The organism is Nostoc sp. DedQUE12b, from assembly GCF_034530835.1.
Lineage (GTDB): Bacteria > Cyanobacteriota > Cyanobacteriia > Cyanobacteriales > Nostocaceae > Nostoc.
Genome location: NZ_JAVRCI010000001.1, coordinates 1 through 26,052, shown reverse-complemented (window position 1 = coordinate 26,052; position 26,052 = coordinate 1). Strand labels below are relative to the sequence as shown.

Below are 26,052 nucleotides of genomic sequence, written 5' to 3'. Positions count from 1 at the left end.
GTAAAAGTGGAAAGCCATAACAAATGTACTTAGTTAGATGCCCAAATCTCTAAACCGAACGCACCCCCTGATGTGAAGCTGGGTTGATCAGGTCGTAAACCCTTGACAGACTCTACCCTTGGCTTCTTGTTAACCCTGAGCAGCTTAACACATAATGCTTTACAGTATTAATGAATACGCGTTCGCCCTTGGCGTTAGCGGAGCCATCGCTTCTAGACACCTGTGCGAGATTTATCAGATAAACTGCTCAAGAAACGAGGCTCAACATGGGATCTTTAAATTTTGTGAAGCTACTGGAGAATTCCATCAATGAACCCGGCTTAGGGTGGACTCTCTGCTTTATAGGGGAAGATCAATCTAGCAAACTTGCAGAACTCACGCAAGAATTGAGAGGAGAATTTTCGGCGACAGGTGATGGTAAAGAGATTTTATCTGGTTTTTCCTATTGGGGAATCGGCCCAACGATCGCCTGGGATCATGCCTGTAACGATCGCTTCTATCTCGTGATGAAAGAGAGTATAGAGTCTTTTAAATATCGATGGCATCAAATTAATACAAATAATATCAAAGATCAAAAATATCATTATGTAAGTTTAGGCGTAGGCACGCGTGAAAAAGATCAACACATTTTAAGTTTATTGATTAACACAAATCCCGATTTACTCTACTTTCCAGTTGATATGAGTTCGGAGATGTTAAGGCTAGGTGTGCAACAAGCAACGAGAGGATCGCAATTGCAAGGTAGCCATGTATTGCCAATTCAAGTTGATTTCTCAATTGAGAGAAATGTTGACGAGTTACGGAAACTATTAGATAGAGTTATCAATAACAGTCCGGTGCTATTTTCGCTATTGGGGAACACATTAGCTAATTTTCAACAAGACACAGACCTGTTGCAAACTCTTTCTAAACTAATGCGACGTGAAGATAGGTTACTCCTTGAAGTAGCGACTACCGAAGAATTAAGCGAAGAAGCGGCACAAAATGCAGCGAAAGAATACGCAAAAACTAGATCCTTTAAAGAGTTTGTTACCAGTGCATTGCTGCAAAATACTGACTTACATATCGATTTAAATAGTGTATTTTTTGATGGTGCCGTAGAAACTGATAGAGGAATTTTGATAAAAATCCTCTATCGTAACCTAAGTGGAAATAAAATTGAGGTCATGCTACCTGACCGATCAGTAATAAATTTTGAAGACCAGGATACGATTCGTTTATATCTGACTCGGAAATATACTTCTAATGGCATCGATCAAATTATATCAAACAGTAATTTGGTGCTTGTTGATAAGCTACACACAGTATTGGAACCACGTTTAAAGAATGGGTTTGGTATGGATTTAATCTTACTTACCTCTGACTCTTCAGGAATTAAGAATAATTCTTCTGTAGCGAATGATATATGGTCTAAACGGTAAGATGTGAGATAAGTATGAAAAACTTAGTGACCTTTATCACGTTTTTCCCTCTACTTCTGGGATTTATTCTAGCCGGCGTCTGGTGGACTCAGGGAGGAAGTTTTGAGTCACTACTAACAGGTTTGGGATTATTAGCAACAATTACTGGTATTTTTGGCGAACGATGGGCATCAGCGAACGAAAAGAGGAGAGAATTTCTGCGTGCCTTACTGAATGAGTGCAGTTCAAATGAGGTAATTCTGTCTGATAGCCGCTTCAACCCCAACTCGCATAAGCCAGGACGACCAATAGTCTTTCTGCGATTAATTATATCAGTGACGGAAACTGCCATCGCATCTAACGTCTTTGCAGAACGTCAAGATAGAGAGTTGTTTTCGCTTATACATCAATGGCGACATACTGCTAATGAGTTTAATCGGAGATTAGATATTACCGAGTTGCGTACATTCACAAACCTGTCACCACAAGAAATTCGTTCACTATATGAAGCGCTACAGGAGTCAAAAGAGTTCAATGATGCACTTAATTTGACTCAACACATCACAACTTTTTTGAAATCGAAATATTCACAAGGCAGCGGTGATAGTGAAGTCCTAACTCCTTCAAGGAACTACTGATATCATGTTCGCTTGATTACTTATTAAATCCGAAGAACCCCACCCCGCCAAAGCTACGCTTCGTCTCCCCTCCCGAAGAGCGGGGAGGGGATTAAGGGGAGCCAGTGCGGTCTTGGGGTCTCCCCAAGTGGAGCATCTGGCGTGTGGGGTGCAATGACTGTGGAAATCATAACTAATTATGCGAACATGATATGACCGGAATCTGTGGGTAGATATTTAACAATCAGCCTGAAAGCACGTTTAAGATCAAAGTGAAGAAATATTTCGTAGCTTACAGGCATGAAACGCATCGTCTTGGTTGCTGGGTTTGAATCGTTCAACGCTGACTTGTATAGAAAAGCAGCTTTTTTGGCTAACTCTCGCTGTCCTGAGTTGGATATTCGGGTATTTAGCGATCGCGATCTTACCAACAAACGCACCGAGGTAGAAACAGCACTTGATGACGCTGATGTGTTTTTCGGTAGCCTACTATTTGATTATGACCAAGTTGTGTGGTTGCGCGATCGCATTTCCCAAATTCCCATTCGCCTAGTCTTTGAGTCAGCCTTGGAATTGATGAGTTTAACCAAGCTGGGTATATTTGCCATTGGCGACAAACCCAAAGGAATGCCCAAACCAGTTAAATTCATCCTCGACAAATTTAGCAACGGACGAGAAGAAGATAAACTCGCTGGTTACATCAGCTTCTTAAAAATTGGCCCCAAACTACTGAAATACGTCCCAGTGCAAAAAGTCCAAGACTTACGCAACTGGTTAATTATCTATGGTTACTGGAATGCAGGCGGTCCAGAAAACGTCGCCTCATTATTCTGGACACTGGCAGAAAAATACTTAGATTTAAAAGTCGGTGACATTCCCCCGTTAATTGAAACCCCCAACATCGGATTACTCCACCCCGACTATCAAGGGTTTTTTGAATCGCCCCGCGACTATTTAGAATGGTATAAAACCCATTGTAGAGACGCGATGAATCGCGTCTTCCCAACCCCAATTGTAGGAATTCTCCTCTACCGAAAACACGTCATCACCAAACAACCCTACATTCCCCAACTAATTCGCAGTTTTGAAAAAGCTGGCCTAACTCCTTTACCCATCTTCATCAACGGCGTAGAAGGACACGTGGCGGTACGAGATTTAATGACAACCGACTATGAAATTCAGCAACGACAACTAGGTAATATAGAAACTCCCTCACTTTCTAGTGAAGCAGTAAAAGTAGATGCGATCGTTTCCACAATTGGCTTTCCTTTGGTGGGTGGCCCGGCCGGTTCAATGGAAGCTGGCCGTCAGATAGAAGTAGCAAAACGCATCCTCACTGCCAAAAATGTACCTTATATTGTTGCCGCACCATTATTAATTCAAGATATTTCCTCGTGGACGCGCCAAGGTGTCGGCGGATTGCAAAGTGTGGTGTTGTACGCATTACCAGAATTGGATGGCGCTATTGATACCGTTCCCCTCGGTGGTTTAGTGGGTGAAAATATTTATCTAGTTCCCGAACGGGTGCAGCGATTAATAGGTAGGGTAAAAACTTGGGTGGCTTTGCGGCAAAAAGCTGCATCGGAACGCAAAATTGCCATCATTTTATATGGATTTCCTCCAGGTTATGGTGCTGTGGGCACAGCTGCATTATTAAATGTACCGCGTAGTTTGCTGAAGTTTCTCCATGCACTCAAAGAACAAGGTTACACCGTGGGAGATTTACCAGAAGATGGGGAAGAATTGATTCGCTGGGTGAAAGAAGCGGATGAATCTTTAGATGATACAAAAAATATCCCCGCGTCCGTTAGCGCCCGTACTCTAGAAAAATGGCTGGGATATCTGCAAACCTCCCGCATCGAAAAACAATGGAAATCTCTCACTGGAACTGGAATTAAAACTTATGGCGATGAATTTCAGATTGGCGGTGTGCAATTAGGAAATGTATGGATAGGTGTACAACCACCATTAGGGATACAAGGTGATCCCATGCGCTTAATGTTTGAGCGAGATTTAACACCACATCCCCAATATGCTGCTTACTATAAATGGCTGCAAAATGAGTTTAAAGCTGATGCTATCGTTCACTTTGGGATGCATGGGACGGTGGAATGGTTGCCTGGTTCTCCGTTGGGTAATACGGGTTATTCTTGGTCGGATATTCTGTTAGGAAATTTGCCTAATCTATATATATATGCGGCGAATAATCCTTCTGAATCGATGTTGGCAAAACGTCGCGGTTATGGTGTATTGATTTCTCATAATGTACCGCCTTATGGTCGTGCAGGTTTATATAAGGAATTGGTGGCGTTGCGCGATTTGATTTCGGAGTATCGTGAAGATCCGCAAAAGAATTATGTTTTGAAAGAAGGCATTTGTAAAAAAATTGTGGACTCTGGTTTAGATGCAGATTGTCCGTTTGAGGATGCTAAACGGTTGGGTATTACGTTTACTCCCGAAAATATTCGGATGTTTAGCAATCATGCTTTTGATGATTATTTGGTGGAGTTGTACGAATATTTACAAGTTTTAGAAAATCGGTTGTTTTCTTCTGGGTTGCATACGTTGGGGGAAGCACCTAATGAAGAGGAATTGGCTTCTTATTTGGAAGCTTATTTTGGGGAGAATCAACAAGAGAGAGAAGAAGAAATAATCAAAGACTTGTTGATGCAATCTACGGATGAGTTAACGAATTTGTTAAGGGGGTTGAATGGGGAGTATATTCCGCCTGCGCCTGGTGGTGATTTGTTGCGGGATGGTGCTGGTGTGTTACCGACTGGGAGAAACATTCATGCTTTAGATCCTTATCGGATGCCTTCACCTGCGGCGTATGAACGGGGACGGGAAATTGCTCAAAAAATTATCGCCCAGCATTTGGATGAATATAGGAAATATCCGGAAACGGTGGCGGTGATGTTATGGGGATTGGATGCGATTAAAACTAAGGGTGAATCTTTGGGGATTCTTTTGGAGTTGGTGGGGGCTGAACCTGTTAAGGAAGGAACTGGCAGAATTGTTCGTTATGAATTAAAGCCGTTGGCGGAAGTTGGACATCCCCGAATTGATGTGTTGGGTAATTTGTCTGGAATTTTCCGAGATAGTTTTGTCAATATCATCGAATTGTTGGATGATTTATTTCAACGGGCGGCTGATGCTGATGAACCGGATGATAAAAATTTTATTAAAAGACACGCTTTAGCTTTGAAAGCCCAAGGTGTGGAAAATGCATCAGCGAGATTGTTTTCTAATCCGGCGGGTGATTTTGGTTCTTTGGTAAATGATAGAGTGGTGGATGGTAACTGGGAATCTGGTGAAGAGTTAGGCAATACTTGGCAAAGTCGCAATGTATTCAGCTACGGGAGAGAAGATAAGGGTCAAGCTAGACCGGAAATTTTGAATACATTATTAAAAACTAGCGATCGCATTGTTCAAGAAATCGATTCGGTAGAATATGGTTTAACTGATATTCAAGAATATTACGCCAATACGGGTGGTTTGAAAAAGGCAGCAGAAAAACAAGGCGGTAAGAAGGTGACAACCAGTTTTGTAGAAAGTTTCTCGAAGGATACTACACCCCGCAATTTAGATGATTTGCTCAGAATGGAGTACCGCACTAAGTTGGTAAATCCCAAATGGGCGCAAGCGATGGCGAATCAAGGTTCTGGTGGTGCGTTTGAAATTTCTCAACGGATGACGGCGTTGATTGGTTGGGGTGGTACTGCCGATTTTACCGATGATTGGGTTTATGACCAAGCGGCTGATACTTATGCGTTAGATGCAGAGATGGCGGATAAATTACGCAAGGCAAATCCTGAAGCTTTCCGCAATATTTTAGGGAGAATGTTGGAGGCGCATGGGCGGGGTTTTTGGGAAGCTGATAGTGATAAGTTGGATAAGTTGCGTCAGTTGTATGAGTTAACGGATGAAGAGTTGGAAGGTGTGACGGTTTAGAAGGTAGATGCGTTAAAAGTTCAAATAAAAATTATTGTAGAGACGGCGATTTATCGCGTCTTCATATAACATCAACTGTTATTAATTTCAGCAATGTCCTTTGGGTACGCCACTTTGACATAGTACTTAAGTACTATAAAATTGCGATCGCGCTGTGCCAGTTGCGTAAGTCCTGGAATATTTAAGCACTGAAATATCAGTAAAATAGTTGGTTTCATCGGCACGCTAGTAACAAAATAACTAATTTTTAATTGCTAGAACCCTTGATTTTTAAAGCTCTTTGGGGAATGAAACAGCCCTGCTTTATAAGGGGAGGGTTAGGGTGGGGTAAAACCTTGGCTAATCAGCTATTTCAGACTGGTGTGTACACCGTAGGCTTTTCGGGAGGGGAGACAAAGCACAGCTTTAGCGGGATGGAGTTCTCCGGGTTTAATAAGTAATCAAGCAGACATCATATAACTCAACGTCAAAATATTTGACCCGGATTTCTCACTTGTGAGAAATCCGGGGGCGGGATACAATAAGGAAAAAATACGTTTTATTAATACGGATTGCAAAAGTTTACTTCGGCGTGAAAACCTTAAAAAGCTATCAGTTAATTATTAAAAAACTGCTGGCTAATATCTCTTCAAAATTGGCGAACCTCCCGTAGTTATATTTATAGGTCTTCGGATGCCATAGCTTAACAATATTAAAAATAATTAATAAACAAGCTTTAATAAAAATATGGCTACTGAAAACACTCTGCTCGCCGCCCTGCCCCGCGACGTATACAAGCAGATAGAAAACAAAATGCACGAGGTCGAGCTTTCATCCGGTGAGGTACTCAACCGACCCGGCGAAACCATCGAAGAAGTCTACTTCCCTCTCACCTGCCTAATCTCAGTCACCGTCACAATGATAGACGGTAGCACGGTTGAAGCCGGAGTAGTCGGAAGCCGGGAGATGGTAGGGATCAACGCCTTCATGGGTGGGAGCGAGACTACGCAGACCGAGTACATCGTTCAGGTTCCTGGCAACGCGGTGAAAATGAAGGCACATCTGCTGTTGGATGAGTTCGACACCAATAAGCCGCTGCGGGACGTGATGCTCAAATACACACAAGCTTATATCGCGCAAATCTCGCAGAATGTTGCCTGCAACCGCACTCATACTATAGAAAAACGCATGGCCCGTTGGTTGCTTGAGTCCAGTGACCGTCTCTACTCGGATGAACTGATCCTGTCCCATGAGTTCCTCTCCCACATGCTGGGCGTGCGCCGTTCTAGCGTCACCGAAACCGCCCACATCTTGGAAAAAAAAGGTCTGATCAAATGCAGCCGAAAGAAAATCCAAATCGTTGACCGCCAGGGACTACAAGAGGCTTCTTGTGAGTGTTATGAGGTAATCAAAAAGGAATACGATCGCCTGCTAAAGTTTAAGCTAAAGAGCAGATAACGGATAAAGCCCTTCTGGCCTTTCTAAGGCTAATTGAGGCTGTTGCCAGACGTGAGTCATATCGCGCACCATCCAGCGCAAGCCTGTTAACTTGCCTTTAACATCACGTACAGAAGCTACAGTCATAGCAGCCTCAAAAGGCTCACAGTCACGCGGTTGTATCCGTGATATCCACTCTTGCACATAGTCACATTCAGAACTGTGCATCTGGTTTAGTTGGGAACGAAACGCCTGACGTTCTTCTATTGCAATGAAACAGACTAACGGTTTGTTGACCAAAAATCGCTGTTGAAGATTGAACAGTGTCGCAGTGACACGATTAGCTGACAGAATTTTCCCTTGTATGTCAGTCACCAAGTAAGCATTTGGTATGAAGTTTAACAGGTCTTGGTAGCGCTTGTATTCTTCTCTAAGCCGTGCTTGTACATTTCCCAATTTTTGAGTTTGCTCAAACAACTGTTCCGTAGCTATCTCTAGTGTTTTTGAAGCAATATCAACTTCTTTCAAGACTGCTAGCAGCAAATCGGCTTCTGGCTGTACTGCGATGTTCGTATCTTTGCACAAGTTAGCTAAACGCCCTTGCACTGACTGTAACTGCTGGGCAAACATAATATCTAGGTTTATTATCAATTCAGGTCGCACCTAAGTTTCAATCCCTGAATAGAAAGAAAAAGGCTGTGAACCAATTCCTAATGGGTTTTATCCCTTAATTTCTCGTTACTGGGTTCTAGCCTAGCAACCAGAAGTTAAAGGATATTACTATCGATGAATTTGATTTCAAATTTTTATAACTTCGGGATTGCCTACACTTAAGTAATTAATTAAAGACTAGAACACTCAGCCGCTCCCAGTCAGTACGATTCCGTACAATATTATGAAAGTCCGCTACGAGAGTTGCCACCAATTCTTAGCCCCTGGCTTTGAACAAACCGGAAGTTTAGAGGTCTTTTATGCCTATAATCCTTATATATCAAACTTTCCGGCAAGTCTAGGATTTCCATTTCTAACTCAATTTTTTTTAAAGCACCCCTAAGCATAGATAAAATACTCATCTAGCTGGAGATAGGCATTGAGGTTATTTTAATAACTACGCCGAAATCCTGGTACTTTTGCTCTGTATCCCTTATTACTAGCAAACTTAACATTAAACCATAGTTTATCTGCCTTCACAAGTTCACTAGATAGAAGAATAAATTTTGCAAAAAGAGTAATTTTTTTAGATAAGATTAAGCACGGTCACCCCCTTTGGGGAAGTCAAAAGTTAACACTGAGCGGAGTCGAAGTGTCAAAAGTCAAAAATTTTGAACCCCATACTTCGACTCCGCTGAGTAACCATAAATAAATTTAGTTGCTCTGATCCAACTGTAAGAGCTTGTTTTACAATAATTCTTCCATCTAAATAATACGGATTTTTACCCAACCCTATACAAAAGGTCGAAAAATTATATGGATGATTTAAAATACTTAGATAAGTATGCTTTTCAAGTCTTAACAATGATCGAGGAAGGGTATTCTAGCCGCCAGATTGCCCAGCAGTTTCATCTAAGTTATAAGACAGTAAAGGATATTGTGGAACGGTTTTCTAACTGGCGATAAAGAGAGTTTTTAATCCCCCAGTACCTCTGTTATGCGTAAAACTCTCTTGCTTTCAACTTAAAAGCTATTAATTCATATTGCAGTACACGACATAAAACCAAAACCGCACTTATAAATGTTAGTGCGGCTTTGAGTCCCACAGAAATGGGTTTGGCTTTATCAATATTCGCAGACAGGATCTGGGATATTTCGATGTCCCAGTAGTTGGGGTTATGACATCCCCCACTGGTTTAAGGTTCCATCCTCATCTCCACTACAGCTCTGTGCAAGTGTGACTCAATGCACAACGAAAAAATCCCCTTGCTGTCTTGAATGGGGAGAATGTCAATGTTTTTTCCATAGAAGCTACAGTGTTGCCTCCGGGTTTTTTCGTTCTTTACAAGCTGTTACAAATAATCCTCTAGCGATCGCAAGATAACTAGGCAGGAATGACTTGAATAACTAGGGCACGTTTATCCAGCGACTGGATTTTACCTACTTTACTAAGATCGTTTGCAATTCGGTCTAGCATCTCTCCCGCTTTGTCACGATATTGATGTTCTCGGCCTCGTAAACGAATGGCAAACTTGACAGAATCGCCTTTACTCAACCACTGACCTGCTTGTTCGATGCGTAAATTGTAATCAGCTAAACCCACGTTTAGACCGAATCGAACTTCCTTTACCGTGGGTCTAGCACTTTGGCTCTGACGTTTTTTCTTTTGATACTGAAGCTTGCCATAGTTGAGAATCTTCGCGATTGGAGCGTCTTTACCTTGAGAGACTACAACTAAGTCAAGCTCTAAGCTTTCAGCTAGCTGTAACGCCTCATTGGTGTCGATCAGACCACGATTGTTATTCTCATGGTCAATCAAAAAGACGCTAGGTGATTTGATTTGTGAATTAATCAGTTGCTTTTGGATTGCGATAATGAATTTCTCCCATTTGTTCAATACTTTGCTTTACAAGCAGGTAATGCTAATTTAACACAACACTGAATCAGAGCAACTTTAACAACACAATAGACGGCAATCTGATAGAATGAGGGACTGCGGCACTCGCTCTCAGTCTTTGCGCTACTGCCCATCCAGCTTTTCAATGATTTTTATCCGTCCGCCTAAGACTGACGCCATGATTGGCGACAGGCCGATGTTATTTTTGGAGTCTTATGTCTTTTTCCGATCTCGGCTTGTCCAATGAAATTATCCGTGCTGTTACCGAACGAGGGTACACGGAACCCACGCCAATCCAGATGCAGTCCATTCCTGCTGTCTTGTCGGGTAAAGATTTATTAGCTGGGGCACAAACTGGCACTGGAAAGACCGCTAGTTTTACACTGCCGCTCATGCATCGATTGTCGTCTAATAAGAGCAAAGGTACGCCTAATGGATACCCACCAATCCGGGCGTTGATTCTCACCCCGACTCGCGAACTCGCTGCCCAAGTGGAAGAAAGCGTGCGCGAGTATGGCAAATACTTAAATCTTAACTCGATGGTGATGTTTGGCGGAGTCAGTATTAATCTGCAAAAACAGCGTTTGAGGAGTCGAGTGGATATTTTGGTCGCTACTCCAGGGCGACTGCTAGACCACGTACAGCAGGGTACGCTGAATTTATCGCAGATTGAGGTTTTGGTGCTGGATGAAGCCGATCGGATGCTGGACATGGGTTTTATTAATGATATCCGCCGCATCCTTTCACTGCTGCCCAAACAGCGACAGAATTTGCTATTCTTCGCTACTTTCTCAGACAAAATTAAGGCACTAGCCGCCGGACTACTCAATAATCCGACGATGATTGAGGTAGCACGCCGCAACGTTACCGCCGACACGATCGCACAGAAAGTTTACCAAGTAGACCGTGACAAAAAACGCCAATTACTTGCTCATCTGATTCGACGAGATAATTGGTATCAAGTTCTAGTGTTCACTCGCACCAAGTATGGCGCTGACCGTTTGGTGAAGCAGTTGGGCGAAGACCGCATTCAAGCTTTGGCAATCCACGGTAATAAGAGCCAGCCGGTGCGTACTAACGCTCTGGCCAAGTTCAAAAATGGCACCTTACAAGTATTGGTGGCGACAGACATTGCTGCTAGGGGTCTTGACATCAGCGAACTGCCCCATGTTGTTAACTTTGATTTGCCCAATGTACCAGAAGATTATGTTCATCGTATTGGTCGCACCGGTCGCGCTGGCGCATCAGGTGAAGCTGTATCGCTAGTGTGCATCGATGAACAGCATCTATTGAAAGATATCGAAAAACTGATTGAGCAGCGCTTGCCGAAGGAAGTGGTTGCTGGTTTTGCGCCCAACCCCGATACCAACCCCGAACCAATCGCAAATGTACGGCAACAGAGAGCCAAGCCCGGAAGTGAGAAGCGTCCGGCTCGTACTCCTAAACCGTTACCACAGACATCGGTTAAACGTAAAGCAGCGCCACCTGCCACTAATGGCGAGAAACCTGGCGCTCGTTCGTCGGCATCGCGCCGTTCTGCTAAACGCGATCGCTAATATTCGTTAGCTGTTCAATAGATTGATTTTTCAAGGGTTATGGAAAACCTCACTTCCATTCCTATCGCGTACAAATTTTCGTTGTACACACAAGTCTTTTGGAGTTGTGCCAGAGACTTTTAATCCAATACTTTGTAATATCTGTCACCAAAATAGTGCTGAGTGCTGACTAACGTTAGCGGTAGCGGGACGTTTAGCCCGTGCTGAGTAAAAAGTAAAATTAATTGCACTCAGCATATAGGGTAGTCGCGCCCCTAAGAGCAAAGTTCTGTTTGCCCTTGGTGTTGGCGTTCGTGTAGTTTTAACTATAAGGTTATACTCAGCACTCAGCACTCAGTACTCACTACTCACTACTCAGTACTCAGCACTACTGAAATACAGTTGTCGGAATGCAGTTAACAGTGTCATAAACAAAAGGTGAAGGTTAACCTGTAGGGTATAACTTACCTTAGAGTTGCTTGACCTCTAGCTTCGATGGATCTATCACACTCATGACTGAACTCACGTTACACCTACAAGAGGGAGATACCGAGACCACGATCGCAGTTGACCAAGATGTATTTACAATTGGTCGTTTGCCGGAATGTAACTTGTACTTACCTTTTGGTGGAGTATCCCGCAACCATGCTCGCCTAGTAAAAACGGCTGACGGTGTGTGGACTATTGAGGATATGGGCAGCAAAAACGGGACGCAAGTCAATAAATATCTGGTCAACTATCCCCAAGAGTTACATCACGGCGATATCATCTGGCTGGGCAATGTTAGCCTGGTAGTGCTGCTCACAACCCCTGTTTCTCAACTGACACCAGAGTATGCCGAAATTTCGGACATTAATGAGCAAAGAACCATCCTTCACAATGTTGAACAATTACAACAGCAATGGATCGCAGCTGATAGTAAGGATGGCAACATCAGTAATAAGGACAAAACCATTGCCCGTCTCAAAGACTTAGTGGACATAGCGAAAAATCTTTGTGCAGCCGCGTCTATAGAAGAGATTTTTTCTCAGGTGCAGCAAGTAGTTTTTCGTTACCTTGATAGTATCGATCGCTTGGCATTATTAATTGATGTCAATGGTTGCGGCCAGTTAGAATTAATGAATGCTGCCACTAGAAATATTTCTCAACAGAAACATCTTCCCTCTGATGGTAGTTGGATTAGTCGTACTATTTGTCAAAAAGTATTTGAGGAAAAAGTAGTTATTCAAACCGGTGATACTCATCAGGATGAACGGTTTGCTAGCGAACAGAGTATTTTAGTCAAAGGCATTCGTAGCGCGATGGCAGTGCCTTTATGGGATGAAAATAAAGTTGTGGGCGTACTATATGCCGATGCCAATTTTTCTTCTTACCATTGGGCAAATGAAGGTGAGGAAGAATTGAGCTTTTTCTCAGCTTTAGCAAACCTTGTTGCTTCTAGCGTGCAGCGTTGGCTACTGGTAGAGAAACTCAAAACTGAAGAGATGATTCGTCACCGACTAGAACGCTATCATTCTCCAGCAGTTGTACAGCAGTTGATATCTGTGGGCGGATTACCGGGTGGTCGTTTAGCTCCCGCCGAGAGCGAAATCAGTATTTTGTTTGCCGATTTAGTTGGCTTTACGGCAATTTCTGAAAGATTAACACCAACAGCGATCGCTCAACTATTAAATAATTTATTTGAAGAAATGCTAAAAGAAGTGTTTAGTTGCGGCGGCACTTTAGATAAATATATTGGCGATTGCATTATGGCATTTTTTGGCGCTCCAGAACCGCAAGCAGATCATGCCGATCGCGCTGTTACTGCTGCTAAGGGAATGCTCACTCGTCTCGAACATCTAAATGCCAATGGTTTTTGGCACGAACCCCTGCAATTACGTATTGCAATTAATAGCGGGAAAGCTGTAGTGGGAGATGTCGGTAGTTCCCAAAGGGTAGATTATACGGCATTAGGCGCAACGATTAATCTTGCTGCTCGGATGGAAGCAGTTTGTCCCCCTAGTGAATGTGTGATTAGTGAAGCCACCCATAAAATGCTTTCAGAACCCTCAGACTTCCAAGAAATGGGAGATTATCGTTTCAAAGGTATTGAGCGATTAGTTAAGGTTTATCAGACAAAATTGCAACCAGTACCAACAATCATTGCTCCAATTATTAATCTTTAGGTATTGGCTGGGCATAATATACTCAATTTAGCTGACCGTGCCAGCGCGAAAAATTTGCTCTGCGGTCAAATTCAACTCTGGAAAAGTTGGCGACTGGATACGGTCATCTCCTCGAAACTTACTAATGCGATACTCACCTTCTTCTAAACAGCAAACCAAAAGAGTAGGTTGTTTGGGTTTGCCAATAAATTCTCTACCGCCCAATGCAGCATAATCTACAATCCAGTATTCAGGAATTCCCATTTCTTCTCTTCGAGACGCTACGCGAACATAATCAGCGTATTTTTTCAGATAATCATCACGCCAATTGGTACTTACCACCTCAATTACTAAAGGAATTGATGCTGCTTGAGTAACAGTTGATTCTTTTTTCCACAGAGGTTCATTAACTAAATTAGGCTGATTTAATATTAGGACATCTGGGAAATAAGCAGATTCTTTCTCAACTGGTTTGACGAATACTGTTTTAGGAATGAAATAATGAAGATTTAAGCGACTATATTCTAAAGTGATTTTTGTGGCTAAAAATCCAATCACCTCTTCATGGTCGCCTGTAGGTGGCGGCATCTCAATTATTACTCCATCATATAGTTCGTAACGTTGTCCTGTGTTATTTGGATATTTAGCAACGAATTCATCGAATGTAACTAGTTTGCGTAAGACTTGAGTCATGGCTTGATTCCTCAATTGTGCAAATTATAGCAACTTTACTTGTATTTAATTCATCAATATTAATACTTGTTGATTGGTATAATTTCATTCAATTAAAATTGCAAAATTGTAATATTGGACAGCTAATTCCGGGTTAAAAGACTAGAATTTGGGTGGTAGCTTCCAGAATTGATCTGTGTAACACTAGGAAACCTACCGAAGCTATTTTTTAACGGGAGGTCAGGTAATGGCGATCGCCACCATTAATCCCGCCACTGGGGAGACGCTCAAAACCTTTGAGGCGCTCAATGATGCAGAAATTGCCGCTAAACTCGATTTAGCTGATCGGACTTTTGAACAATATCGTCAGACTAGTTTCTCTGAACGATCGCATTGGCTGCAAAAGGCTGCTGAGATTTTAGAGCAAGACAAAGCAGACTTTGCTAAGTTAATGACTCTAGAAATGGGTAAGCCATTTAAAGCTGCGATCGCAGAAGTCGAAAAATGCGCCGCCGTCTGTCGCTACTATGCCGAACACGCCCCTAGTTTTCTAGCTGATGTCAGTGTAAAAACTGATGCCAGCCAGAGTTTTGTACGTTATCAACCAATAGGTGCGATTCTCGCGGTGATGCCGTGGAATTTCCCCTTCTGGCAAGTGTTCCGCTTTGCTGCACCAGCGCTAATGGCGGGAAATGTCGGCTTACTCAAACACGCTTCCAATGTGCCGCAGTGCGCCTTGGCAATTGAAGAGATTATCCGACAGGCAGGTTTTCCTGAAGGTGCGTTTCAAACTCTATTAATAGGTGCTGCCAAAGTTGCCGATTTAATGGCTGATGACCGCGTAAAAGCTGCTACCTTGACTGGAAGCGAACCAGCAGGCGCATCCCTCGCCGTCGCCGCCGGCAAACAAATTAAAAAAACAGTTTTGGAATTAGGAGGAAGTGACCCGTTTATTGTGTTAGAAAGTGCTGACTTAGAGACAGCAGTTGTCACAGCTACTACAGCGCGGATGTTGAATAACGGGCAATCATGTATTGCAGCGAAACGTTTTATTGTCGCAGAAGCGATCGCAGACAAATTTGAAAAATTACTTTTAGAAAAATTTGAGGCGCTAAAAATAGGCGATCCTATGCAACCAGATACCGATTTAGGGCCACTGGCAACACCTGGTATTCTCCAGGATTTAGACCAACAAGTGCAAGGTGCTATTAGCAGCGGTGGTAAAGTCATCACCGGTGGACATCCTTTATCAGATCGTCCTGGAAACTTTTATCCGCCAACGATTATCATAGATATCCCCATCGACACACCAATCGCCAAAGAAGAATTCTTTGGCCCGGTAGCCTTGTTATTCCGGGTTCCAGATATTGATGCTGCCATTAAACTCGCTAATGACTCACCCTTTGGCTTAGGTGCAAGTGCTTGGACAACCAACAACCAAGAGAGCGATCGCTTAGTTGAAGAAATCGAAGCAGGTGCCGTATTTATCAATGGTATGGTTAAATCCGATCCTCGGTTGCCCTTTGGTGGCATCAAGCGTTCTGGATATGGCAGAGAATTGAGTATCCAAGGTATACATGAGTTTGTCAATGTTAAAACCGTGTGGGTTAAATGATTAGTCATTGGTCATTGGTCATTGGTCATTAGTCATTAGTCAAAGAACAAATGGCAAAGGACAAAGGACAAAGGACAAATGACTAATGACTAAAGTCTTATTCGTTGCTAGTTAGGAAATAAAATGAATACAGCAGAATTATTGGTGCAGTGCCTAGAAAATGAAGGAGTGCAATATATTTTTGGACTCCCTGGCGAAGAAAACCTGCACGTTTTGGAAGCGCTAAAACATTCTTCGATTAAATTTATTACGACTCGTCATGAACAGGGTGCAGCATTCATGGCTGATGTCTACGGGCGCTTAACAGGGAAAGCCGGGGTATGTCTTTCTACTCTTGGCCCTGGGGCAACCAACTTGATGACTGGGGTAGCAGATGCTAACCTCGATGGTGCGCCCTTGGTGGCGATTACCGGTCAAGTGGGAACAGATAGAATGCATATTGAATCCCATCAATATTTAGATTTGGTGGCAATGTTTGCACCTGTCACCAAGTGGAATAAGCAGATTGTGCGACCGAGTATTACACCCGAAGTAGTGCGGAAAGCATTTAAGCGATCGCAATCTGAAAAACCTGGCGCAGTTCACATCGATTTGCCAGAAAATATTGCTGCTATGCTCGTCGAAGGCAAACCTTTGCGTAAGGATAATAGCGAAAAAACTTATGCATCTTTTGCTAGCATTCGGGCCGCCGCCGCCGCAATTTGCCAAGCAGTTAACCCATTAATTTTAGTCGGAAATGGGGCAATTCGCGCTCACGCAAGTGATGCCGTAACGCAATTTGCCACCTTGTTGAATATACCTGTTGCCAATACTTTCATGGGTAAAGGCGTGATTCCCTACACACATCAACTAGCTTTGTGGTCAGTGGGATTACAGCAAAGAGACTTCATTACCTGTGCCTTTGATAACACAGATTTAGTAATTGCGATCGGCTATGATTTGATTGAGTTTTCCCCTAAGAAATGGAATCGTAATGGTGAAATTCCCATTGTGCATATTGGGGTAAATCCGGCAGAAATTGATAGTAGTTATATTCCCAATGCCGAAGTCGTGGGAGATATTTCAGATTCCCTCTATGAAATCTTAAAATTAGCAGACCGACAAGGTAAACCCGATCCCTTTGCCATTAGTTTAAGGACAGAGATTCGGGCTGATTACGAACAGTATGCCCATGATGACGGATTTCCTATTAAGCCGCAAAAGTTAATTTATGACTTACGCCAAGTGATGGGCCCAGATGATATCGTCATCTCTGATGTTGGCGCACATAAAATGTGGATGGCTCGTCATTATCATTGCCATAGTCCCAATACTTGCATAATTTCCAACGGCTTCGCGGCTATGGGTATTGCCATTCCTGGAGCTTTAGCAGCAAAACTCGTTCATCCTAAGCGCAAAGTCGTTGCTGTTACAGGTGATGGCGGCTTTATGATGAATTCTCAAGAATTAGAAACAGCCTTGCGTGTCGGTACGCCCTTTGTCACCATAATTTTTAATGATGGTGGCTATGGGTTAATTGAGTGGAAGCAAGAAAATCAATTTGGTAAAGGAAACTCATCTTTTGTGCATTTTAGTAATCCTGATTTTGTTAAATTAGCCGAAAGCATGGGTTTAAAAGGCTACCGAGTTGAATCAGCTTTAGATTTGATTCCCACCCTCAAAGAAGCCCTCGCTCAGGATGTACCCGCCGTGATAGATTGTCCCGTAGATTATCGGGAGAATCACCGCTTTAGTCAAAAAGCTGGCGAGTTGACTTGTGCGTTGTAAAAAGTAGAGACGCGATTAATCGCATCTGTATAAGAGTTAGGAGTTATTTATTCCTAACTCCTTTTTAATTTTTACGCCTTTAGTGTTTTGGTAAGGTATGTTACACCAAGGGCTAACGCACCGCTTCGCTTCATTTTATAGATATATTTCTTCTCTTTCTTTGCGTCCTTTGCGTCCTTTGCACGAGTATCAAAGACTCGTTAACGGAGTTCAAAGGCTCGTTCACGAGTATAAAAGACTCGTTAACGGAGTTCAAAGGCTCATTCACGAGTATAAAAGACTCGTTAACGGAGTTCAAAGACTCGCTCACGAGTATAAAAGACTCGTGAGCGAGTATTAAAAAGGTAAAGACTAGAATGATTTTGAATACTACAAGTTAGGAAAGTGGTGCGTTACGCCAAGGGCTAACACACCCTACTGAAACTACTGCTAAAAATAGAAGTTGGAATACGAGTACATCAAGCTTAAGTTGATTTTTACTATTTGTGCTGGCGTAATTGCTCTACTATATATTCTTCTAGTTCTTGTTTTTCTCTATTACTGGCATTTCGTTGATAAGTTCTGCCTGTTTCTTGCATAAACCTACGTTTCTCACTAGGAGAAGATTTGAGCTTACTTCCCGATGCTTGCAGCTTTTGCTGTAATTCTTCCCAAGTCTTCTCACCTACACTTTCACCTAGTTTTACCAGTGCCTTGGGTAGTAATGTTTTTGCCTCTCTTTGAAAATCTTCTTCTGTTTCAAGGGAAGCGAAATCTATTTTGCTGAAGTCGAGATCGATGTGAAATTTACTCATAGAATTGTATTTGTTCTTTTAACGATTATTGCCACAATAGGAATCTGCGAAGATTACTTATCGACTTTTTTTTTGTCAGATGATGAGTATCAGAATTGAAATATATCAAATTATCAGTCTGCAATCCACCAAAATCCTCAAAAGCACAATTCTTTATTTGTGCATCTTGGCTAAAATAATGGTTATATCTCAGACAATCATTGATTTTAGCGATTTTTAAAGAATAATTTAAGGCTTTTATATCAAAAGGAATATATATCTAGTTAATACAAGCCTAAGCAGGTTAGGAGTATTAAAAATGCTATCTTAAAAACAAAGGTCATTTGCTCAATTTTTGAGGAAAACGCTATGACTACAACGCTCAAAGAACCTAATTCTATTGAGTCATTGCTAGGTAAAGAGGCTGAAGACCTGCTTACCTACAAAGCAAAAGTTTCTCGTGATTTAATACATTTGCCGGGCCCAGACTTTGTAGATCGAATCTGGCTCAACAGCGATCGCAATCCTCAAGTATTGCGTAATCTCCATTTACTTTACTCTACTGGTCGTCTGGCAAACACAGGCTATCTCTCGATTTTACCAGTAGACCAAGGGATTGAACACTCAGCAGGTGCGTCTTTTGCACCCAATCCAATTTACTTTGACCCGGAAAATATTGTTAAGCTAGCGATCGCCGCAGATTGCAATGCTGTTGCTACCACTTTGGGAACATTAGGTATAGTTTCGCGCAAATATGCCCACAAAATTCCCTTTATTGCCAAAATCAATCACAACGAATTGCTGACTTTCCCCAATCAATTTGACCAGGTATTGTTTGCGGATGTAGAACAAGCTTGGAATTTAGGGGCGGCTGCCGTAGGTGCGACAATTTACTTTGGTTCCGAGAATTCTACCAGACAAATTCAGGAAATCAGCAAAGCTTTTAAACGCGCCCATGAATTAGGGATGGCGACTATTCTCTGGTGCTATCTGCGGAATAACGCCTTTAAACAAGACAAAGATTACCACGTTGCTGCTGACCTCACCGGACAGGCAAATCATTTGGGTGTAACCATTGAAGCCGACATCATTAAACAAAAGTTACCCGAAAATAACAATGGTTACGGTGCAGTTGCCAAAGCCAGTGGTAAGAGTTACGGCAAAACCGATGAGCGCGTTTACACAGATTTGACCACCGATCACCCAATTGATTTAACTCGTTACCAAGTGCTAAATTGCTACTCTGGGCGTGTGGGGTTGATTAATTCTGGTGGCGCGACTGGTAAAAATGATTTTGCCGAAGCAATTCGCACCGCCGTAATCAACAAACGCGCTGGTGGTTCAGGATTAATTTCTGGGCGAAAAACCTTCCAGCGTCCCTTTGAGGAAGGTGTAAAACTATTTCACACCATTCAGGATGTTTACTTGTCGCCAGATGTGACGATCGCTTAGGGATTGGGGGCAGGGGAGCAGAGGGGCAGGGGAGCAGGGGGCAGAGGAGCGAGATGATGGAGATGAGGGGACAAGGAGATAAACAAAACTCCTAACTCTTAACTCCTAACTCTTAACTCCTAACTCAGCACTCAGCACTCAGCACTCAGTACTCCTAACGCTCATGCCCCATTCCCAAGGAATTCAGAAAAAGCAAATCTTGGTAGGGATTCTGGGATATCCTTAGATAAGTGAAAGATTTGCCAAAAAATAGTAAGAATGAAGCTGGCAGCAAGAGTAAGTCAGGTAACACCTTCATTAACCTTAGCGATCGCAGCCAAGGCTAAGGCACTGAAGGCGGAAGGAATAGATGTTTGTAGTTTTAGCGCTGGAGAACCAGATTTTGATACTCCAGCGCATATTAAAGCCGCAGCAGTCAAAGCTTTGGAAGAAGGCAAAACCAAGTATGGTGCAGCAGCCGGAGAACCAAAGTTAAGGGAAGCGATCGCCCATAAGCTTAAAATTGATAACGGTCTTGATTACAAGTCTGAGAATGTCATTGTCACCAATGGCGGTAAGCATTCTCTGTACAACTTAATCGTGGCGCTGATCGATCCAGGTGATGAGGTAATTATCCCTGCACCCTACTGGCTAAGTTATCCCGAAATGGTGACTTTGGTCGGTGGAGTTTCGGTAATTGTCCCTACAGACGCAACGACGGGTTATAAAATTACTCCCGAACAACTCCGTAAAGCAATCACGCCGAAGACAAAGTTATTTATCCTCAACTCTCCATCTAATCCCACAGGGATGGTTTACACGCCAGATGAAATCAAAGCACTGGCGCAGGTAGTAGTTGATGCAGATATCTTTGTCGTCTCAGATGAGATTTACGAAAAAATTCTCTACGACGGTGCAGAACATATCAGCATCGGTTCTCTTGGGAAGGAAATTTTTGACCGCACTTTGATTAGTAATGGGTTTGCGAAGGCTTATTCCATGACTGGGTGGCGTCTCGGCTATTTAGCGGGGCCAGTGGAAATCATTAAAGCAGCCAGTACCATCCAAGGGCATAGTACATCTAACGTGTGTACCTTTGCCCAATATGGTGCGATCGCAGCGCTACAAAGTTCTCAAGATTGTGTCGAAGAAATGCGCCAAGCCTTCGCCAAACGCCGCCAGGTAATGCTAGATAGACTCAACGCCATTCCCGGATTGAGTACTGCAAAACCAGATGGCGCTTTTTATCTGTTCCCTGATATCAGCAAAACCGGTCTAAAATCCCTAGAATTTTGTGACGCTTTGCTGGGAGAACATCAAGTTGCTGTCATTCCCGGAATTGCTTTTGGCGCTGATGACAACATTCGCCTTTCCTACGCCACAGATATGGCGACGATTGAAAAGGGAATGGATAGATTAGAGAAATTTGTCAAGTCGCGTATTTAGTTGGTTGTCATTTGTCAGTTGTCACTTGTCATTTGTGAGGAGCATTTATCAACTCTTCAACTCTTTAACTCCACCTTTTCAACTCAGAACGGGTGGAGTTCATTTTTAAACCTCAAGTTCCGTGTTCGGAAGCTCAAGTTCCATGTTCTGAAGCTGAAGTTTCGAGTTCGGAAGCTGAAGTTCCATCTTCTGAAGCTGAAGTTTCGAGTTCTGAAGCTCAAGTTCCATGTTCTGAAGCCGAAGTTTCGAGTTCGGAAGTTCAAATTCCATGTTCTGAAGCTGAAGTTTCGAGTTCGGAAGCTGAAGTTTAGTGTTCCGAAGTTCAAGTTCCGTGTTCGGAAGCTCAAGTTCAAGAGGTGTTTAATAAAACATCGCTGGTTTCATTGGCTCTATATCATCTAAAAATAACTCACGGGATTCAAGATAATATAAAATTGCTTCAATAGGATCTCGTGTTTCGATTGGGTAATGCCTTTGCTCGTATGCTTTCACAAGCGTAGTTAAAACTTCCAAGCGGTCAAACTCTGGTGTATTGAGTTCTGCATCAAACAATCTTTCAATTTCATCAAGTGCAGCACGATAATCAGCTTCGGTGTGGATAAGATGGGTTTCAAGCATAGGTTATTACTCCCTCAAATACTTATTGCATCTACGTTGTCATATTCTTAAAAGAATTATGCCCGTGAAGGCAGTTATTCTGCCAACACCACCAATATGAACAAAATATACGAAAGAGCTTTGTCTCTTTATTCATAAAATATTGAAAAGTTTGATACCACCAAAAGTTTTGATTTCAACTTTTGGGTTTATATTTTTAGATTAGGTAACAATCGGGGAGAACTAGGGGAGGCAAGTCTTGAGACTATAAATCAATACAGTTAACTTAACTGTATTGAACTATACTCCAGTGTGATGTTTTGTGTTTCCAGCTTAAAGTTTGCTCAGTACAAGTGCCCAATGCCCCCTCATCTCTACATCAACTCCATCTCTCGCAACCCCTGGCGTAGTCTTTTCGCCTCTTCGGGATTATACCTTTCGTGAAGAGCGATCGCTTTTTTAAAAGCTGCTAAACTATCTTGATGATTGCCAATTTTCAGCAACACTACCCCTAAATTTTGATATGCTTCGGCATAGTTGGGATTTAAGGTGATTGCATGTTGATAATATACGATCGCATCTGCAAATAAACCCAAAGCCTTAAATGTCATCGCCAAATTATAATGTCCAATAACAAAAGTAGGGTCAATTTTCAAAGCTGTGGCATAAGCAGTTTTCGCACCGTTGAAATCTCCTGCTGCTTTGAGTAAGTTACCCAAGTTGTTGTATGCTCCTAGTTTGAGCATGGGATAAATTGGCAATTTGATGGCAGCTTGATAGTGAGAAATCGCCTGTGGGGATTTTTGCAACCGACTGTAGGCAATGCCTAAATGATAGTGGAGTTCATATAAAATATCGTAGTTGTCTTCAGCAACGATGATTCCTCGTCTGAGCAAATCCATACCTTGAGAAATTTTTCCAGTTTGCACATACAACGCCCCTAATTTACTGCAAACATAAGGGTCATCAGGATGAGTTGCGAGAAACCCTTCCATCGCCGTAGCGGCCTTGGCATATTTGTTATTTTGAGCGATCGCACTTTTTTGATATCCTGTGTGTATAAGTGCAACCCCAGGTAAATAACCTATTTGCCAGTGGGGTTCTCTGGTTAAAATTTCTGACACACTATCATCTACTAAGGCATGGTAAGGACGGTCAAAACGAATATCTGGATGATTGCGGAATAGCCTGGAAACCAAAGAATAGGGAGATTGTTCTGCACCAACTTCCTGACGAACGAGGTTAATTAGCAGGTATTCATCTCTGGCGATCGCCTCTCGCAACTGCGGTACAATTGCTGGAGTCAAAGTTTCATCAGCATCTAATACCAAAATCCAATCACCAGTGACATATTTTAAAGCTGCATTGCGCGCAGCACTGAAATCATTAGACCATTTAAAATGATGGACTTTTGCACCAAGTTGTTGGGCAATGTTGGGAGTGCGATCAATTGAGCCTGTGTCCAACACTACCATTTCATCCACCACTTTTTTGACACTGCTTAGGCATTTAGGCAGCGTTGCGGCTTCGTTTTTCACAATCATGCACAGACTCAAACTCATAATTTAAAAATTGGGAGTGGGGAGATGAGGGGGATGAGGTGGATGAGGGGGATGAGGAAGATGTAGCTTTAGCTTCCCGCAGAGTGGGAGATGAGAAAGCAACATCTCTACTTTTTGTTCCCTTTGACAGTGATAGACTGTGCGTAGTGGAAGATTTGCCTCAATTGTGAAATGTTGCAATCAAGGCTTTTGTATGAAACAGAAACACTGACAAATGGTGTAAATTATGACAGTGTAATCGATAAACTGCCAATATAAATGACCAGTGTCAATTTATGCTGATCCATCTGAGTTTACAGGTAATATGAAATTGCTAGCGTAGCGCAGCCCGCACTTCTAGTTGGCTCAGTGACCATCCTAGAGATCGCATCAGGAAATATTACCTGAATCTTGATTGGACTAACTTAACTATTTAGCTGTTATTACCCATTTTTCAGGATGATATAACTATAATACACATTATCTAAATAGTCATATTATGTAATGAAAAACTCACTTACCAGAACAGCAGAATTACTTCGCCAAAATTTAAAAGAATATTTGCGATCGCTAAACCGTTGGTTTTTAGATACACCAGAAAGGGCACTTTTAGAAGCTTACGAAGCAGCTCAGAGAATTAAAAATATTGAGAACGAACATTTTGATCGTAAAAAAATATCTTTACAATCAGTAAATTATACTGAAAATGTCATGTCTTATTGGCAAGTATATCTTAATAAAAACCTAACTATTATTAAAATCAGGCTTGCAGAATTCCAGCTTAGTCGGGGAATTGTCAATATCTCTAATCCTGTTTTATTAGAAAAATTAAAGGTTATCGATGAAGTAGTAGAGAAGTACGCTATCAAAGATAAACCAATTAATAATACTCAACTATGGCCACATTCTCAGCATTTAAAAATCAATAGTAAAGAAACAGAAAAACATTTAAAATCATCTAATATCAATGAGATTGAAGTTAAACCTCCAACTCAAAGGACTGGAGTTGCTCCGAGTTCCATTGGTAGGAAAATTAATAAAATTCAACCCAGGTTTGCACCGCAGACAGAAGAGGAGTTTGTCAGAAATTATCGCACTTCTAAAAGTAGAACACTAATTGCCTTTAAATTTTTGATGATTCTAATTATTGTACCGCTTTTAGCTCAATCTTTATCTAAAGAATTTATAGTAATTCCAATATTAGAAAGAGTTAGAGGAGACAACGTAACTCAAGTTTTTCTCAATTCTGATATGGAGAAAGAAGCTCTCCATGAATTACATAATTTTCAAGAAGAACTGAGATTTGAATACTTGCTTAATCAAGCACCGCCCCTTTCTTCAGAGCTAATACAAGAAAAAATAAAAAGTAAAGCAGTTGAAATCTCTGAAGAATTCCGTAGAAAAAGTAATAGTAGTGTTAGTAATGCCTTTGCTGATTTAATCTCACTATTTTCTTTTGGAATAATTATCGCTGTGAGCAAAAGAGAAATTGCGATTCTTAAGTCTTTTATGGATACCATTGTCTCTGGTCTCAGCGATAGCGCTAAGGCTTTTTTAATTATTTTATTTACAGATATATTTGTAGGATTTCACTCACCAGATGGGTGGGAAGTCCTTCTTGCAGGGTTAGCAGAACATTTAGGTCTTCCACCCAGTCGAAATATAATATTTTTCTTTATTGCTACTTTTCCTGTAATTTTAAACACTATCTTTAAATACTGGATATTCCGCTATCTCAGTCGTTTATCTCCATCGGCATTAGCTACATTAAAAGAAATGGACGAGTAATTTGTAATTAGCCAACGCCTAAATTTACTTACTTGGAGTAAAAAATGTGTTTTTTACCATAAATCAATTAATTACGAATTACGAATTATTTTCACGTATTTGTCTTTTGATTCGCTAGGCTATATATATCCTGGTTTTTCCGAAGCGTACTATGGATTTTGAAAGCAAAGCTAATGCCTCAACTTCTACAGACAACAGAGAGTTTGCTCAACCAACTACTACCCGTAAACCGCTGGAATTGCTGCGAGATACTGAGGCTTTGCTTCGTCGCCCAACTGTAGCAAAACTGTCGCCGATTTTGCCACCAAAACTGAGCAATAAATTCCAAGCAACCTCATCTTTGGCAGATGACTCCTTTAAGGAACTGGCAGAAATTGACTTAAATACTATTAGTGATTTTGAACTGCGTCCCGCACGAATTCTTGTTGGCTTGAGCCTTGTTGGTTTTGGGGCACTCATGATATTGGTACTGCTGTTATACTTAAACACATTGCATCCAAAAACCAGTACAGTTATGGAGATTCGGCAATACTGGTATCAATATATTTGGTTTGTCTGTTTAGGTATTACGGGGATGTTTATCTTGGGACGTGAAGCAATGCGTCCTATGCCAAAGCGACGAAAGTAATGTTCGCGTAGCGTCTTTTTAATTATCCGCTCTAATTAACTTTCAGAAATTAACATTTCAAAATATGTTTGCATATTAATTAGCTACAAGGAGGTTTTATACATGAATCATGACGCTTTCATTGTTTTACCAGGTTCAAAGATTTCTTTGAAAAAAAACTATGACCCAGCTTATAAAACTGAT

General features: G+C 41.9%; 20 protein-coding genes. 14 read left to right on the top strand and 6 right to left on the bottom strand.

The annotated features are described in order from the left end of the window. Positions 1-266 precede the first annotated feature (266 nt). The 4 genes from RMY16_RS00095 to RMY16_RS00080 all read left to right on the top strand — a co-directional run bounded on the left by RMY16_RS00095 (position 267) and on the right by RMY16_RS00080 (position 7,405). Positions 267-1,421 (top strand): L-histidine N(alpha)-methyltransferase, encoded by a 1,155-nt coding sequence (locus RMY16_RS00095; protein ID WP_322734652.1) that lies wholly within the window; start codon positions 267-269, stop codon positions 1,419-1,421. A gap of 14 nt (positions 1,422-1,435) precedes the next feature. Next, positions 1,436-2,038 carry a hypothetical protein gene (locus tag RMY16_RS00090; protein WP_322734651.1) on the top strand — a complete coding sequence of 201 codons (603 nt, stop codon included), beginning with the start codon at positions 1,436-1,438 and terminating at the stop codon, positions 2,036-2,038. 279 nt (positions 2,039-2,317) lie between these two features. Continuing rightward, a complete protein-coding gene (bchH, locus tag RMY16_RS00085; RefSeq protein WP_322734650.1) occupies positions 2,318-5,968 on the top strand; it encodes a magnesium chelatase subunit H in 3,651 nt (1,216 codons plus the stop codon). Between the two features lie 726 nt (positions 5,969-6,694). Next, a complete protein-coding gene (locus tag RMY16_RS00080; RefSeq protein ID WP_322734649.1) occupies positions 6,695-7,405 on the top strand; it encodes a Crp/Fnr family transcriptional regulator in 711 nt (236 codons plus the stop codon). On the opposite strand, the gene RMY16_RS00075 is transcribed toward RMY16_RS00080, so the two are convergent. Beyond that, positions 7,391-8,014, bottom strand: coding sequence for a PAS domain-containing protein (locus tag RMY16_RS00075; protein ID WP_322734648.1), 624 nt, complete (start codon positions 8,012-8,014; stop codon positions 7,391-7,393). The genes RMY16_RS00080 and RMY16_RS00075 overlap by 15 nt on opposite strands. An 837-nt stretch (positions 8,015-8,851) precedes the next feature. Here RMY16_RS00075 and RMY16_RS32945 point away from each other — a divergent pair. After that, positions 8,852-9,001: a LuxR C-terminal-related transcriptional regulator gene (locus tag RMY16_RS32945; RefSeq protein ID WP_416211631.1), complete on the top strand. Its 150-nt coding sequence runs from the start codon at positions 8,852-8,854 to the stop codon at positions 8,999-9,001. Between the two features lie 418 nt (positions 9,002-9,419). On the opposite strand, the gene infC is transcribed toward RMY16_RS32945, so the two are convergent. Continuing rightward, on the bottom strand, positions 9,420-9,932 hold the full coding sequence (gene infC / locus RMY16_RS00070; protein ID WP_322669321.1) for a translation initiation factor IF-3: 513 nt from the start codon (positions 9,930-9,932) through the stop codon (positions 9,420-9,422). Positions 9,933-10,147: 215 nt separating this feature from the next. Between infC and RMY16_RS00065 the strand changes: the two genes are divergently transcribed. Further along, positions 10,148-11,488: a DEAD/DEAH box helicase gene (locus RMY16_RS00065; protein WP_322734647.1), complete on the top strand. Its 1,341-nt coding sequence runs from the start codon at positions 10,148-10,150 to the stop codon at positions 11,486-11,488. Between the two features lie 491 nt (positions 11,489-11,979). Continuing rightward, positions 11,980-13,632: an adenylate/guanylate cyclase domain-containing protein gene (locus RMY16_RS00060; protein WP_322734646.1), complete on the top strand. Its 1,653-nt coding sequence runs from the start codon at positions 11,980-11,982 to the stop codon at positions 13,630-13,632. Positions 13,633-13,659: 27 nt separating this feature from the next. On the opposite strand, the gene RMY16_RS00055 is transcribed toward RMY16_RS00060, so the two are convergent. Next, entirely contained in the window at positions 13,660-14,304 is a 645-nt protein-coding gene (locus tag RMY16_RS00055; protein WP_322734645.1) for a Uma2 family endonuclease, read from the bottom strand. A 226-nt stretch (positions 14,305-14,530) separates the two neighbouring features. Here RMY16_RS00055 and RMY16_RS00050 point away from each other — a divergent pair, with 226 nt between their 5' ends. Both RMY16_RS00050 and RMY16_RS00045 read left to right on the top strand, forming a co-directional pair. Then, positions 14,531-15,898, top strand: coding sequence for an NAD-dependent succinate-semialdehyde dehydrogenase (locus RMY16_RS00050; RefSeq protein ID WP_322734644.1), 1,368 nt, complete (start codon positions 14,531-14,533; stop codon positions 15,896-15,898). 123 nt (positions 15,899-16,021) lie between these two features. After that, the gene (locus RMY16_RS00045; RefSeq protein WP_322669326.1) at positions 16,022-17,665 is read left to right on the top strand and encodes an acetolactate synthase large subunit; all 1,644 of its coding nucleotides are present in this window, start codon (positions 16,022-16,024) and stop codon (positions 17,663-17,665) included. Between the two features lie 479 nt (positions 17,666-18,144). Here RMY16_RS00045 and RMY16_RS00040 read toward each other — a convergent pair whose 3' ends face one another. Beyond that, positions 18,145-18,459 carry a hypothetical protein gene (locus RMY16_RS00040; protein WP_322734643.1) on the bottom strand — a complete coding sequence of 105 codons (315 nt, stop codon included), beginning with the start codon at positions 18,457-18,459 and terminating at the stop codon, positions 18,145-18,147. A gap of 348 nt (positions 18,460-18,807) precedes the next feature. Between RMY16_RS00040 and RMY16_RS00035 the strand changes: the two genes are divergently transcribed. From RMY16_RS00035 to RMY16_RS00025, 3 genes are all read left to right on the top strand, one after another. Next, positions 18,808-19,890, top strand: a complete 1,083-nt coding sequence (locus RMY16_RS00035; RefSeq protein WP_322669386.1) for a class I fructose-bisphosphate aldolase — start codon at positions 18,808-18,810, stop codon at positions 19,888-19,890. 258 nt (positions 19,891-20,148) lie between these two features. Then, a complete protein-coding gene (locus RMY16_RS00030; RefSeq protein ID WP_322734642.1) occupies positions 20,149-21,315 on the top strand; it encodes a pyridoxal phosphate-dependent aminotransferase in 1,167 nt (388 codons plus the stop codon). 92 nt (positions 21,316-21,407) lie between these two features. Then, positions 21,408-21,626: a hypothetical protein gene (locus RMY16_RS00025; RefSeq protein WP_322734641.1), complete on the top strand. Its 219-nt coding sequence runs from the start codon at positions 21,408-21,410 to the stop codon at positions 21,624-21,626. Between the two features lie 49 nt (positions 21,627-21,675). On the opposite strand, the gene RMY16_RS00020 is transcribed toward RMY16_RS00025, so the two are convergent. Both RMY16_RS00020 and RMY16_RS00015 read right to left on the bottom strand, forming a co-directional pair. Continuing rightward, positions 21,676-21,933 (bottom strand): transcriptional regulator, encoded by a 258-nt coding sequence (locus RMY16_RS00020; RefSeq protein ID WP_322669388.1) that lies wholly within the window; start codon positions 21,931-21,933, stop codon positions 21,676-21,678. Positions 21,934-22,286: 353 nt separating this feature from the next. Further along, a complete protein-coding gene (locus RMY16_RS00015; RefSeq protein WP_322669389.1) occupies positions 22,287-23,474 on the bottom strand; it encodes a tetratricopeptide repeat protein in 1,188 nt (395 codons plus the stop codon). A gap of 483 nt (positions 23,475-23,957) precedes the next feature. Here RMY16_RS00015 and RMY16_RS00010 point away from each other — a divergent pair, with 483 nt between their 5' ends. Beyond that, positions 23,958-25,241 carry a proton extrusion protein PcxA gene (locus RMY16_RS00010; protein ID WP_322734640.1) on the top strand — a complete coding sequence of 428 codons (1,284 nt, stop codon included), beginning with the start codon at positions 23,958-23,960 and terminating at the stop codon, positions 25,239-25,241. A 151-nt stretch (positions 25,242-25,392) separates the two neighbouring features. Continuing rightward, a complete protein-coding gene (locus RMY16_RS00005) occupies positions 25,393-25,869 on the top strand; it encodes a hypothetical protein (RefSeq protein ID WP_322734639.1) in 477 nt (158 codons plus the stop codon). Positions 25,870-26,052 lie beyond the last annotated feature (183 nt).

Bases quoted from the DNA above. Each gene is read 5' to 3' on its own strand.
- RMY16_RS00090 (WP_322734651.1), top strand. From the start codon at position 1,436: ATGAAAAACTTAGTGACCTTTATCACGTTTTTCCCTCTACTTCTGGGA.
- bchH (WP_322734650.1), top strand. From the start codon at position 2,318: ATGAAACGCATCGTCTTGGTTGCTGGGTTTGAATCGTTCAACGCTGAC.
- RMY16_RS00060 (WP_322734646.1), top strand. From the start codon at position 11,980: ATGACTGAACTCACGTTACACCTACAAGAGGGAGATACCGAGACCACG.
- RMY16_RS00040 (WP_322734643.1), bottom strand. From the start codon at position 18,459: ATGAGTAAATTTCACATCGATCTCGACTTCAGCAAAATAGATTTCGCT.
- RMY16_RS00015 (WP_322669389.1), bottom strand. From the start codon at position 23,474: ATGAGTTTGAGTCTGTGCATGATTGTGAAAAACGAAGCCGCAACGCTG.
- RMY16_RS00065 (WP_322734647.1), top strand. From the start codon at position 10,148: ATGTCTTTTTCCGATCTCGGCTTGTCCAATGAAATTATCCGTGCTGTT.
- RMY16_RS00080 (WP_322734649.1), top strand. From the start codon at position 6,695: ATGGCTACTGAAAACACTCTGCTCGCCGCCCTGCCCCGCGACGTATAC.
- RMY16_RS00030 (WP_322734642.1), top strand. From the start codon at position 20,149: ATGAAGCTGGCAGCAAGAGTAAGTCAGGTAACACCTTCATTAACCTTA.
- RMY16_RS00020 (WP_322669388.1), bottom strand. From the start codon at position 21,933: ATGCTTGAAACCCATCTTATCCACACCGAAGCTGATTATCGTGCTGCA.
- RMY16_RS00035 (WP_322669386.1), top strand. From the start codon at position 18,808: ATGACTACAACGCTCAAAGAACCTAATTCTATTGAGTCATTGCTAGGT.
- RMY16_RS32945 (WP_416211631.1), top strand. From the start codon at position 8,852: ATGGATGATTTAAAATACTTAGATAAGTATGCTTTTCAAGTCTTAACA.
- RMY16_RS00045 (WP_322669326.1), top strand. From the start codon at position 16,022: ATGAATACAGCAGAATTATTGGTGCAGTGCCTAGAAAATGAAGGAGTG.
- RMY16_RS00010 (WP_322734640.1), top strand. From the start codon at position 23,958: ATGAAAAACTCACTTACCAGAACAGCAGAATTACTTCGCCAAAATTTA.
- RMY16_RS00050 (WP_322734644.1), top strand. From the start codon at position 14,531: ATGGCGATCGCCACCATTAATCCCGCCACTGGGGAGACGCTCAAAACC.
- RMY16_RS00005 (WP_322734639.1), top strand. From the start codon at position 25,393: ATGGATTTTGAAAGCAAAGCTAATGCCTCAACTTCTACAGACAACAGA.
- RMY16_RS00095 (WP_322734652.1), top strand. From the start codon at position 267: ATGGGATCTTTAAATTTTGTGAAGCTACTGGAGAATTCCATCAATGAA.
- RMY16_RS00075 (WP_322734648.1), bottom strand. From the start codon at position 8,014: ATGTTTGCCCAGCAGTTACAGTCAGTGCAAGGGCGTTTAGCTAACTTG.
- RMY16_RS00055 (WP_322734645.1), bottom strand. From the start codon at position 14,304: ATGACTCAAGTCTTACGCAAACTAGTTACATTCGATGAATTCGTTGCT.